We start from the raw sequence: 12,419 nt of genomic DNA on the forward strand, positions 1-12,419 counted from the left end.
TCTGGCCTCACTCTGGATTAGGCTGATGTGGCGCAATTAGCGCATCAAAATAACAGAGGATGAGACAATGACCGTGATTAACCAACCCACATGCAGACTGTTTTCCGAAGCCGGACAAACCACGCAGTTAGTGGCTTATTACGAAGAAGGGAGACGTACCATGTGGATGATGTTACGCGCCCAACCGCGCCCCAGCTTTAATCATGAACTGATTGAAGAAATCATGAATCTCAGTTACGCGGCCCAGCGTTCTGGCTTGCCCATCGACTTCTGGGTCACCGGCTCGTTAGTGCCACAAATGTTTAATGCTGGTGGTGATTTGCGCTTCTTTGTGGAGTGTATCCGTAATAATCGCCGGGAAGCGTTGCGTGCCTATGCGCGCGCCTGTGTTGACTGCATTCATTCTGCCGCGCGTGGCTTTGACACCGGAGCCGTGACGCTGGCAATGATTGAGGGCAGTGCACTGGGCGGCGGTTTTGAGGCAGCGCTGGCGCATCACTTTATCCTGGCGCAAAACAACGCCCGTATGGGTTTTCCGGAGATTGCGTTTAACCTGTTTCCGGGTATGGGCGGCTATTCATTAGTCGCCCGGCGTTCGGGCATGAAGCTGGCGGAGGAGCTGATCATCGAAGGCGAATCCCACAGCGCAGAGTGGTACGAAACGCGGGGACTGGTTGACAAAGTGTTTCAGCCAGGCGACAGCTACCGTGCCACCCGGACGTTCATTGATACCTTGCGGCCCAAACTCAATGGAGTGCGCGCTATGCTGAAGGCGCGCCAGCGCGTATTGCAGCTTTCCCGCGCCGAGTTAATGGACATCACGGAAGACTGGGTCGATTACGCCTTTTCGCTTGAAGCAAAAGATATCGCCTATATGGAGCGTTTAGTCCAGTTACAAAACCGCCACACCGCATCACTGCGTAAAGCGGGTTAGGGACTTAAGCGTTTACTTGCGGGCAGGATGCTGAGCCAGCCAATGCCCAAACTGTTCGGCGGGCATTGGTTTTGCGTAGAAATAGCCTTGTCGACCATCGACGCCATTCTTCAGCACGAAGGCCTCTTCATCGGCGGTTTCTATGCCTTCGGCAATAACCTGTAAATCCAGCGCCTTGGCAACCGCAACAATCGCGCGCACCAGCGACTGGGAGACAGGGCGTTTATTCACATTGCGGATAAAACTTTGATCCAGCTTAATGGCGTTAATAGGCACTCGTGCCAGCTGTGATAACGAGGAATAACCGGTACCAAAATCATCCAGATGGACCTGGGCACCCAGCTCCTGGAACTTGTGCATTAACTTCAGCGCTTCCGCTTCGTTCTCAATCAGACAGCTCTCCGTGAGTTCGATATCGATCGGGCTTTCCGTTAAACCGGCGTCAGTCAGCGCCTGCTTCAGATCGCTGTAGATCGACTGATCCATTAACTGGCGCGCGGAGACGTTGACGGCCACGCGCAGATAAATATCCTGCTGGCGCCACGCGATAATCTGTTTCAACACATTGAGCATCACCCAGCGCCCCAGCGGCACAATCAGTCCTGAATCTTCAGCATAGGGAATAAAGTCAGCAGGCGAGACCAGTCCGCGCTCGGGTGAATGCCAGCGCACCAACGCTTCGGCACTGCGTACTTTTCCGTCCGTGTCCACTTTGGGTTGGTAGTGCACCAGTAAATGGTCCTGCTCCAGCGCTTTGCGAAGATTGGTATCAAGCCACAGATATTCAAATACCCGCCGGTTCATCTCTTCAGCAAAAACGCAATATTTACCGCGATTGTTCTCTTTGGCGTGATACATCGCCGTATCGGCATTGCGGATCAGGCATTCACGATCTTCCCCGTGCAGCGGCGCGATGGCAATGCCGATGGAGCAGCCGCTGTAAACTTCGATAAGGCCAATGCGGAAGGGCTGACGTAACCGATCCAGAATGCGCGTCGCCATCGCTTCCAGCGCCGCCTGGCTGGTCTGTTCGGCCAGCACCACAAACTCATCACCGCCAAGGCGTCCCAGCGTCTGGTTCTTACTCAGACAACTCAGAATAGCCAGCGACACCGCCTGCAGCAGTTGATCGCCAAACATATGGCCATAAGCGTCATTCACTTTTTTGAAATTATCCAGGTCCAGATAGACCACACCGGTTTCACTGCCTTCCGCCCGCTCCAGCGCCTGACTGATTTGCTGATGTATCGCGTGACGGTTGGGCAGGCCGGTAATACCATCCGTATTGGCCATGACACGCAGTCGCTCCTGAGCGCGACGTTCTTCGGTAATATCCGTTCCGGAACAGATGAGGAAAATTTCATTTTTTCCGCTGCCGCTGTGAACAAACTTATTACGAAACAGAAAGAGTCGCTGTCCCTTCATCGTTTTGATCCAGCGTTCGACTTCATAAGAGTTACCATCACGGAAGAAGCCCGCAATGTTGCGACGTGACGCTGCCGCCTCCTGCTTGGTCATAAACAGCTGAAAAACATTCCGGCCAATCACATCCTGCTCATACAGGCCGGTGTACTCTTCGCTGAGTCGGTTAAAGCGCTGAATATTGCCCCGCTGGTCAAGAATGACGATAACGGAATTGGCCTCTGAAACTACCTGTTCCGCAAAGGACAGCCCCAGCGTCAGATCGCGTGCGACCGCCGATGTATCGCCCCAGGCGGATGCGGTACCGGCCCAGACAGACTGATTGATGCGCCGTCCGACAAAATGCATGGCCACCTGCTCACCATGGATTGTTAACGTCAGGTTGATACTGGAAGTAATCACTGGCATAGCTCGCAGTAAACTGCACTGGCCAGGCGTCAGCGGCACAGCAACACTCGTATTCGATGATTCATCTAAGGCAAAAAGCAGCGCATCGCTGTCCGCGCTTAACCGCCAATGAGGGCTGGTTGTACCAAACAAGGTATACAACAATGATTGCCCTTGTTCATCGGTCATGATCACTCCCTCCGGGAAGTCCATAGCTGACGTTATCTCATTATTTTAGCAACAGTATTCATCTACTGATGTCAGCACAAGATGAAAGTGTATTTATTTTACTTTCCAGAAAAAACAGGAACAAAAAACCCCGCCGAAGCGGGGCCGGCAGGCGGTTCAGCACGGACATTTACCCAGTTTTCCAGCCTGACTGGGAAAGCGGGCGTCCAGACAATAACGATGAAAGTCACGCTCGCTCATCGGCGGCAGGTCTGGATGATGCTGCCGCATGTGCTGCAGGTATTTTTGGTAGTCCTGAACGCCCACCATCAGACGAAAGCTTTGCTGTAGCCCCTGCCAGAATGCCCGCCAGCGAAAGCCAGGGCGGACGGGAGCATAGCGTAATTCGCAGCGCACAATTTGCCACGTCCCTGTTGGCCGTGTTACACGATGAATGCTGTCAGACATGGCGAATCTCCTTCCGCAACGTGGTCGCGGACTCATGCGTGGTAGGTACCTCACTGCGCAGGGCACGACGAATCACAAAAAAAGCCGCAATGAGCATGGTGACGGCGACCAGCATAAAGAACCCGCACAGGGCCGCGTTAATCTGGTTACTGAAAACGATGGTGTGCATATCGGCGACGGTTTTCGCCGGTGCGATAATCACGCCTTCATCCAGACCTTTACGGAATTTATTGGCCTGCGCCAGAAAGCCGATGGACGGTTTTTCGTGGAAAATCTTCTGCCATCCCGCGGTCATTGAGGTAATAAACAGCCAGATCGTTGGCAGAATGGTCACCCATGCATAACGCTGCTTCTTCATTTTAAACAGCACCACGGTGCCCAGAATCAGCGCCATGGAGGCCAGCATCTGGTTACCGATGCCAAACAATGGCCACAGCGTATTAATGCCGCCCAGCGGATCAATCACGCCCTGATACACAAAGAATCCCCAGCCTGCCACCGCAACGGTTGTACCCGCAAGGTTACCCAGCCAGGAGCGGTTATTGGCCATCGACGGCACCACGGTGCCCACCAGGTCCTGCACCATAAACCGACAGGCACGCGTACCGGCATCGACGGCAGTGAGAATAAACAGGGCTTCAAACAGAATGGCAAAGTGATACCAGAAGGCCATCATGGCGCGACTGTTAACCACCTCGGTAATGATATGGGCCATACCGACGGCGAACGTCGGGGCGCCGCCAGCACGGGACAGAATGGAGGCTTCCCCTACATCCCGTGCAATTCCACTTAACATCTCCGGTGTAACGACAAAGCCCCAGCCGTTGATCACCTGGGCGGCATTTTCAACGGTGGTGCCAATCAGCGCCGCCGGGGCATTCATCGCAAAATACACGCCGGGATCCAGCACTGAGGCGCAAATCAGCGCCATTATGGCGACAAACGACTCCATCAACATCGCGCCGTAGCCAATAAAGCGAATGTGGCTTTCCCGCTCCACGAGTTTTGGGGTGGTTCCGCTGGAAACCAGCGCATGAAAGCCGGAAATCGCCCCGCAGGCAATAGTGATAAACAGGAACGGGAACAGAGCCCCTGAGAAGACCGGGCCGGTGCCGTCAATGAAGCGGGTCACGGCGGGCATCTTCATCTCTGGCATGGCGAACACAATACCTACAGCCAGACCAACGATGACGCCAATTTTCAGAAAGGTCGAGAGGTAGTCCCTCGGTGCTAACAGCAGCCACACCGGTAATACCGATGCGATAAAACCATAAATGACCAGCACCCAGGTCAGTGACGTGCCTTTCAGGGTAAAGAACGGCCCCCAGTAGGGATGTTGTGCAACATCGCCACCGTAAATAATGGCCGCCATCATCAGCACAAAACCAATCAGTGAGACTTCAGCAATTTTACCGGGGCGCAGAAAGCGCATGTAGATGCCCATAAACAGCGCGATAGGGATCGTTGCGGCAATGGTAAACAGGCCCCAGGGGCTGTTCGCCAGTGCCTTCACCACCACCAGCGCCAGCGCGGAAAGGATAATAATCATCACGCCCAGCGCACCCAGCATAGTGATGACGCCAGCGAAGGCCCCCAGCTCCTGACGGGCCATTTCGCCCAGTGAACGGCCATCGCGTCGGGTCGAGATAAACAGCACCAGGAAATCCTGAACCGCACCGGCCAGCATCACGCCGACCAGAATCCAGATCGTGCCAGGTAAAAAGCCCATCTGCGCGGCCAGAATCGGACCGACCAACGGGCCCGCACCGGCGATAGCGGCAAAATGGTGACCAAACAGCACCCATTTGTTGGTGGGGACGTAGTCCAGACCGTCGCTGAGACGTTCAGCAGGCGTCAGGCGACGATCGTCGAGTTCGAAAATGTTGCGGGCGATAAAGAGGCTGTAAAAACGATAGGCAATGCTGTAACAGGCGACTGCGGCAACCACCAGCCAGACTGCGTTGACGTGTTCGCCGCGATTAAGCGCCAGCATCGCGAACGCGCCCGCGCCAGTTAACGCCACCGCTAACCATATCACGCCGGTTTTGACGTTCTTCATAACTCACTCCTTGTAGAGACCGAATGGAAGGCGATCGAATACAACGAGCTAACGTTAATGTAATGGAATGTAAGTGAAAGTTAATAAGGAGAGAACTGTGAAGCGCAGTGCAAATTTAGCGTGTGCGGAAGCGGTACGTCAGGAATGAGCGGGACAGGCTATCCTGTCCCGCTGGATAATACTCAGGCTGCGGGGCGAGCGACGACGCTGCGGGTTTCCATACGCACTTCGGCGATGGTCACGTCGATCACATCGGTCACGCGGTAAACCACTTCACCTTTGATCTGCACTGTGCCGCTTTCCTGGCTGCACACCAGTTCGTCACGAACGGAGTGCAGGAACGGAGCAGGGATAAACGCCACTGCGCCATTCTCCAGCAAACGCACGCGCATGCCACCACGGGAAATATCGATAATTTCCGCGCTGAATTTACGATCTGTCGCCGCAAAAGGTGACAGGTAACGGGCATAAAGCCAGTCGCCCACGTCACGCTCGGCCATGCGGTTAAGACGGCGGCGCTCGCTCATGGTGACCGTGACAGCGTCATCGGGCCGGGCGATCGACTCACCACGCACGATGGCTTTCAGCAGGCGATGGTTGATCATGTCGCCAAATTTGCGAATCGGTGAGGTCCAGGTCGCATAGGCTTCCAGGCCCAGACCGAAGTGCGGGCCAGGTTCGGTGGTGATTTCCGCATACGTCTGGAAGCGACGAATACGGCTGTCCAGGAACTGGGTCGGCTGGGCATCCAGCTCCCGGCGCAGCACACGGAAACCGTCCAGCGTGGTAATCGCTGAAGGATCTGCCGTAATCCCATGTATCGCCAGCACGGCGGCGGCCTGCTCGGCGTTGGCAGTATCGAAGCCTGCATGGACGTTATAGATCCCAAAGCCCAGCTTATCGCGCAGCACCTCGGCCGCACAGATGTTGGCCAGAATCATGGCTTCTTCAACGATTCGGTTGGCAATGCGACGCGGTTCAGCGACGATATCCAGCACTTCGCCTTTCTCGCCCAACAGGAAGCGGTAATCCGGGCGATCTTTAAACACCAGCGCATGGGCCTGGCGCCATTCGCCGCGAGACAGGCACAATTGATGCAGCAGGCGGATCTGATTCGCAATCGCGTCATTCTGCGGCTGCCACTCGCCGCTGTTTTCCAGCCAGTCAGAAACCTCGTCGTAAACCAGTTTGGCTTTCGATTCGATCCAGGCCGCGAAGAAGTGCACATCAGACAGGCTGCCGTCCTGCGCCACGGTGACGCGACAGGCCAGTACCGGGCGACGCACATCAGGGCGCAGGGAGCAGACATCATCGGAAAGCTCACGCGGCAGCATCGGAATATTAAAGCCCGGCAGGTAGTTGGTGAACGCACGTTGCGCGGCCAGCTTATCCAGCTCGCTGCCTTCAGCCACGTAGGCGGTCGGATCGGCAATGGCGACCGTCAGGCGCAGGGCATTGTCTTCCAGCGCCTCAACGTAGAGCGCATCGTCCATATCTTCTGTGCTGGCGCTGTCGATGGTCACGAAATCCAGCGCGGTCAGGTCTTCACGCTGCAGGTTTTCGTCCAGCATCTCGCCAAAACCCATTTCAGGGGCCTGGCGCTCCAGATTGTGACGTGACAGTGTCACCCACCACGGCGCAAGGTGGTCGTCTGCGCTGACAATAAATTCGGTCAGTTCGGCATAAAAGCCGCGGTCACCCTTTAACGGATGACGTCGCATTTCCGCGACGGCCCAGTCGCCCTGTTGGAAATCGTGGGTCAGCCCACGTACCGGACGGCACTGAATGGCCTCTTTCAGCAGGGGATGATCGGGCACGATAGAAAGACGATCGTCTTTTTTCTGCACACGGCCTACAAAACGGCTCAGGAAAGGCTCGACCAGCGTTTCTGGCTCTGCGCTTTCACGATCTTTATCGGTGTGGATGACGGCAATAATACGGTCGCCGTGCATCACTTTCTTCATCTGCGGGGGCGGGATGAAATAACTTTTTTGTGCATCGACTTCCAGAAAGCCGAATCCCTTTTCGGTGCCTTTTACAACGCCTTCTGCACGCGGCGTTTGTGAATGGAGCTTCTCTTTAAGCTGCGCAAGCAGCGGATTATCCTGGAACATGATTTTTACGTTTCGTGGCCTAATAGCGGCTGACAGTTTTACGCGAATCGCGGTCCCGCGGCAAGGCAAAAAGCCGGACGAACCGGCTTTTTGCCTGGAGCAAAGCCTGAATCAGGCAATGCGTTGGGTGACCGTTGCCTGCGACAATTCCAGCTTAACCGGCACCGATTTCGAGGTTGGCGTACCGCTAATATCACCGTAGCTGTTCAGCGGAACCAGCGGGTTGGTTTCTGGATAATAGGCCGCCAGGTTGCCACGCGGGATGTTGTAAGGCACCAGCTTAAAGCCGCTCACGCGACGTGTTACGCCATCATTCCACAGGGTTTCAATGTCAACATTCTGGCCTTCGCTGAAGCCTAATGCCGCCATATCGTCCGGGTTGATAAAGACGACTTCACGCTGACCGTAAACGCCGCGATAGCGGTCATCAAGGCCGTAAATCGTCGTGTTGTACTGATCGTGCGAACGCAGGGTTTGCAGCGTGAAGGGCACCTCCTGATCCAACTGCGGAAACAGCGAGTCAGGCAGCGCGGCAGGGCTGAACTCGGCCTTACCGGTCGTCGTGTTGAAGCGCAGTTCGGCGGCGGCATTACCCAGATAGAACCCACCAGGCTGATCGCATTTGCTGTTAAAGTCGGCAAAGCCAGGAATCGTGGCTGCGATGTGATCGCGAATCAGGTTGTAGTCCGCCGCCAGATCCAGCCACTTCACCTTTTCATCGCCCAGTACCGCATGCGCAATGCTGGCGACAATCGACGTTTCTGAACGTTGTGTATCCGCCAGCGGAATACCCACGCCTTCAGACGCGTGCACCATGCTGAAGGAATCTTCCACGGTAATATACTGATTGCCCGTCGCCTGCAAATCGCGCTCGGTGCGGCCCAGCGTAGGCAGAATCAGGCCCTCATGACCGGGAACCAGATGGCTGCGGTTCAGTTTGGTACTGATATGCACGGTCAGGCCACAACGTGACAGCGCTTCTTCGGTGCGCGGTGAATCAGGTGCCGCCGCCGCCAGGTTGCCACCCAGCGCGATAAGCACTTTGATTTCGTCACGCAGCATGGCATTCAGTGCTTCAACGGTGTTATGACCTGCCGCACGCGGTGGCTCAAAATTGAAGTGCTGACCCAGCGCATCCAGGAACGGTTTTGCCGGTTTCTCATCAATGCCCATGGTGCGGTTACCCTGCACATTACTGTGACCACGAACAGGGCACAGACCCGCACCTTTTTTACCTAACTGGCCAAACAGCAGCTGCAGGTTAGTAATTTCGCGCACGGTATCGACGGAATGTTTGTGCTGAGTGATACCCATCGCCCAGGTACAGATGACCCGATCGGCGCTCTGGTAAATCGCTGCCGCTTCACGGATCTGCGCTTCAGTCAGGCCGGACTGCGCCACAATCTGCATCCAGTCGGTGTTATCCACGGCGTCAAAGTAGGCTTCAACGCCGTGCGTTTTGGCATTCAGGAACGCCTGATCGAACAGGCCGCTTTCGCCTGCCGCAATGCGCGCGCGATGCGTTTCCAGCAGGGCTTTAACCATGCCGCGCACCGCGGCCATATCGCCACCCAGGTGCGGCTGATAATAGGCCGAGCTGATGGTACCGGCTTTCGAGGTCACAATTTCCAGCGGCTTCTGCGGATCGGCGAACCGTTCCAGACCGCGTTCGCGCAGCGTATTAAAGGTCACAATTTTTGCACCGTGATCGGCAGCGTGACGCAGGCTGTGCAACATGCGTGGATGGTTAGTGCCCGGGTTCTGTCCAAAAACAAAAATCGCATCCGCGTGGTCAAAATCATCCAGACGAATCGTGCCTTTACCCACGCCAATGCTGCGCTTCAGTCCCGCACCGCTGGCTTCGTGACACATGTTCGAGCAGTCAGGGAAGTTATTGGTGCCCAGCATGCGGCCAAACAGCTGATAAAGCCATGACGCTTCATTACTGGCGCGACCTGAGGTGTAAAGCTCCATCTGGTCTGGATTGTCCATCGCTTTGATGTGCTGCGCGATAAGCGCATAGGCGTCATCCCAACTGATGGGCTCGTAGTGATCGGTTTCACGGTTGTAGCGCAGGGGATGCGTCAGGCGGCCCTGATACTCCAGAAAATAATCGCTTTGAGCATAGAGCGTGGTCACGCTGTGTTTCGCAAAGAAGTCGGCATCCACAACGCGGCGTGTCGCTTCCCAGGTTACCGCTTTCGCTCCGTTTTCACAAAAGCTGAAAGTACTTTTATTGTCATCGCCCCAGGCGCAGCCCGGGCAGTCAAAGCCACGCGCCTTGTTCATGCGCATGAGATTGCGCAGGTTTTTCAGGGCAGCTTTACTGTCGAAAACAAAACGTGTCGTGGCTTCCAGTGAACCCCAGCCACCCGCGGCGGCGCGGTATGGTTTAATTTGGCGCTTAAATTTCATCATAGGTGCAGGCTTATTTTTTTGTTGGACGAATGTTGCAAGGATATATCCTGATAGTGAAGATTAGTGTGCGTTCGACGACATAGCTTGTCTAATTGATTGACTTAATGGTGCGATAGGTCGCGTTTATCGTGACGGCACAACAACTGTGATGCTGTTCATATTTTACCCTTTCATAACTTCTCCGTATCAGGTGTTATCGGCACATCGCGCTAATACTTGCTGTTTATGACACAAAAAGGCGCGAAACCATGAAACACCTGACCAGCCAGATTCATGCATTTGGCAAGGCGTTGATGATGCCCATTTCGGTGATCGCGGCAGCCGGTATTTTTCTGGGGCTGGCCGCGGCCATGCAGAACCCCGCAGTGACGGGGGAAGCCTTTGCGCAAATGCAGGTGGCGCAGCTCATTATCGGTTTTATTCGCAAAGTCGCAGGGGCGCTGTTTGCCAATCTGCCCCTGTTCTTTGCCGTCGCCAGTGCGATTGGTCTGGCAAAAGCCGAGAAACCGACCGCCGCCTTTGCGGCGGTGATTGGCTATATCGCCATGAACGTGGGGATTAATGCGACGCTGGCCGCAAAAGGCATAACGGCGGCCACAACGACGCCTCAGGCGCTGCAACAGGCGGGACTGGATCAAACGACCGCCATGATGACCTCGGCGGAATATATCCAGATGCTGGGGATTTTTACCTACAACATGAGCGTGCTGGGCGGCGTGGTGGCCGGCCTGCTCACCGTAATGTTGCACAATCGTTTTTATACGCAGCAACTTCCTACAGCGATCAGCTTCTTTGGCGGCCGACGTTTTGTGCCCATTGTCACCGTCGTGGTTCTGCCGCTGGTGGGTGTATTGCTGGCGCTGATCTGGCCAACCCTCGGAGAGGGCATCGCTTGGGTGGGACAGATGATTGGCCACAGTGGTCAGTACGGTGCATTTCTGCTGGGGGCGGCTGAACGCCTGCTGATTCCCACCGGGCTGCACCATATTCTCAATGAAACGGTCCGCTTTACGCCGATTGGCGGTATGGCGGTTGTGGACGGACAGACCCTTGTCGGCGCATTGAATATTTTCAATGCCTCGCTGACACATCCTGGCCTCATCCCGGATGCCACGCTGCGAACGGCTACCCAGTTCCTGGCGCAGGGAAAAATACCGGTGATGATGTTCGGGCTGCCTGCTGCAGCACTGGCGATCTATCACACCGCACGTCCGGAGCATAAACAACGCGTGAAAGCGCTGGTGCTGGCCGGCGCGCTGACCTCCTTTACCACCGGGATCACCGAACCCCTGGAGTTCTGCTTTATTTTTGTGTCGCCCGTGCTTTATGTGTTGCATGCGTTTTTGACCGGCCTTTCATTTATGTTGATGTCAATGCTGCATCTGATGATTGGCAACGTGCAGGGCGGCATTATCGACCTGGTGGTCTTCGGTGTGCTGGGTGGCAGTAAAACCCACTGGTGGTGGACGCTGGTGCTTGGCGTGATCTACGCACCGATCTATTACTACGGGTTCCGTTTTGTCATTACCCGCATGAATGTTGAAACACCGGGACGGGAAACCGAGGAGGAAAAACCGCAGGTCGTTGATGGCAGTGAACGCACTCAGGTCATTATCAGTGGATTGGGTGGGGCTGCCAATATAGAGGACATCGATTGCTGCTTCACGCGCTTACGGGTGCGGGTAAAAGATATGAAAGAGGTGGTGGATCACACCCTGATGAGTACGGGCGCGAATGGGGTGAATCGCGTCAGTGAGCAGGATGTTCAGGTGATTTACGGTCCTCAGGTCGAAAAGATTGCGCAGGAAGTGAAGTCGATGCTTGGCGTCGGCTGACGGCGGCCTCACTGGGCGCAGCAGGTGCGCCCTCCCTGTCTGACATGTTACGGCATTCCGTTCCGTTCTAAGCTCCGTTTTTATCCGTTCCCCTCACGTTCACGATTAACACAAAAATATAAGCAATGCTTTATGTTTCATTTTGTGATCTGTGCTTGAATTTTACCGGTAACACTCTATGGTAAGAGGTGGAAAGTGCAATACACGCAATTAACAGGGGGTTATTTATGGCGAAAAACAGGTTAGTTAAAGTCTTTGAAATATCGGCAATTGTTGTTTTCACACTTGTCGTGATCTATTTACTGGCGACGGGCGTACTGTCGTCAACGGGCATTGATCACGCCTGGCCTTATCCAACGAAGTAACAACGGGCAACACCAGGGAAAACACCATAAAAAATAATAATTCTGCCAGCCTGACCTGAAAGAGTCCGGCCTGTTGCGCGCCCATTACGCCTTTCGTCTCGCCCCCAAAAGTAACTCCTGTCAGCCGGACACTCGGGCTGTATTACTGCACTCTGCCTGTAGCGGAATCCTGAACGCACACTGACTGGCATTCTGTTGCGCCCTCGGCACATAATAGGCGTTCAACTGAGCGACGTTATGGCGGGCACA

Annotated in this window: 8 protein-coding genes; 3 read left to right on the top strand and 5 right to left on the bottom strand. The window is 55.0% G+C overall.

Annotation, left to right across the window (positions count from 1 at the left end; all coding sequences use genetic code 11):
• The first annotated feature begins 67 nt into the window (after window positions 1-67).
• Window positions 68-934: a crotonase/enoyl-CoA hydratase family protein gene (locus tag GC087_RS11285; protein ID WP_033741810.1), complete on the top strand. Its 867-nt coding sequence runs from the start codon at window positions 68-70 to the stop codon at window positions 932-934.
• A gap of 12 nt (window positions 935-946) precedes the next feature.
• Here the strand turns inward: GC087_RS11285 and pdeR are convergent, their stop codons facing one another.
• From pdeR to GC087_RS11310, 5 genes are all read right to left on the bottom strand, one after another.
• The gene (gene pdeR, locus GC087_RS11290) at window positions 947-2,932 is read right to left on the bottom strand and encodes a cyclic di-GMP phosphodiesterase (protein ID WP_058708092.1); all 1,986 of its coding nucleotides are present in this window, start codon (window positions 2,930-2,932) and stop codon (window positions 947-949) included.
• Between the two features lie 156 nt (window positions 2,933-3,088).
• A complete protein-coding gene (locus tag GC087_RS11295) occupies window positions 3,089-3,379 on the bottom strand; it encodes a YbdD/YjiX family protein (protein ID WP_039340200.1) in 291 nt (96 codons plus the stop codon).
• Complete coding sequence (locus tag GC087_RS11300; RefSeq protein ID WP_033741806.1) at window positions 3,372-5,438, bottom strand: carbon starvation CstA family protein; 2,067 nt, start codon at window positions 5,436-5,438, stop codon at window positions 3,372-3,374. Before GC087_RS11300 ends, GC087_RS11295 begins: the two co-directional genes overlap by 8 nt.
• Before the next feature lie 182 nt (window positions 5,439-5,620).
• Window positions 5,621-7,552, bottom strand: coding sequence for an exoribonuclease II (locus GC087_RS11305; protein ID WP_058708093.1), 1,932 nt, complete (start codon window positions 7,550-7,552; stop codon window positions 5,621-5,623).
• Window positions 7,553-7,663: 111 nt separating this feature from the next.
• Window positions 7,664-9,967, bottom strand: a complete 2,304-nt coding sequence (locus GC087_RS11310; RefSeq protein WP_324030619.1) for an FdhF/YdeP family oxidoreductase — start codon at window positions 9,965-9,967, stop codon at window positions 7,664-7,666.
• A 251-nt stretch (window positions 9,968-10,218) separates the two neighbouring features.
• Here GC087_RS11310 and GC087_RS11315 point away from each other — a divergent pair, with 251 nt between their 5' ends.
• On the top strand, window positions 10,219-11,805 hold the full coding sequence (locus GC087_RS11315; RefSeq protein ID WP_039340206.1) for a PTS transporter subunit EIIC: 1,587 nt from the start codon (window positions 10,219-10,221) through the stop codon (window positions 11,803-11,805).
• Window positions 11,806-12,032: 227 nt separating this feature from the next.
• On the top strand, window positions 12,033-12,170 hold the full coding sequence (locus tag GC087_RS11320) for a hypothetical protein (RefSeq protein ID WP_185199395.1): 138 nt from the start codon (window positions 12,033-12,035) through the stop codon (window positions 12,168-12,170).
• Window positions 12,171-12,419 lie beyond the last annotated feature (249 nt).

The sequence above is a fragment of the Pantoea sp. JZ2 genome (assembly GCF_035191405.1).
In the GTDB taxonomy this organism is placed as follows: Bacteria; Pseudomonadota; Gammaproteobacteria; order Enterobacterales; family Enterobacteriaceae; genus Pantoea; species Pantoea stewartii.

What these genes read in the sequence shown, in the direction of transcription:
- GC087_RS11285 (WP_033741810.1), top strand. Translation starts at nt 68, where the DNA reads ATGACCGTGATTAACCAACCCACATGCAGACTGTTTTCCGAAGCCGGA.
- pdeR (WP_058708092.1), bottom strand. Translation starts at nt 2,932, where the DNA reads ATGACCGATGAACAAGGGCAATCATTGTTGTATACCTTGTTTGGTACA.
- GC087_RS11295 (WP_039340200.1), bottom strand. Translation starts at nt 3,379, where the DNA reads ATGTCTGACAGCATTCATCGTGTAACACGGCCAACAGGGACGTGGCAA.
- GC087_RS11300 (WP_033741806.1), bottom strand. Translation starts at nt 5,438, where the DNA reads ATGAAGAACGTCAAAACCGGCGTGATATGGTTAGCGGTGGCGTTAACT.
- GC087_RS11305 (WP_058708093.1), bottom strand. Translation starts at nt 7,552, where the DNA reads ATGTTCCAGGATAATCCGCTGCTTGCGCAGCTTAAAGAGAAGCTCCAT.
- GC087_RS11310 (WP_324030619.1), bottom strand. Translation starts at nt 9,967, where the DNA reads ATGAAATTTAAGCGCCAAATTAAACCATACCGCGCCGCCGCGGGTGGC.
- GC087_RS11315 (WP_039340206.1), top strand. Translation starts at nt 10,219, where the DNA reads ATGAAACACCTGACCAGCCAGATTCATGCATTTGGCAAGGCGTTGATG.
- GC087_RS11320 (WP_185199395.1), top strand. Translation starts at nt 12,033, where the DNA reads ATGGCGAAAAACAGGTTAGTTAAAGTCTTTGAAATATCGGCAATTGTT.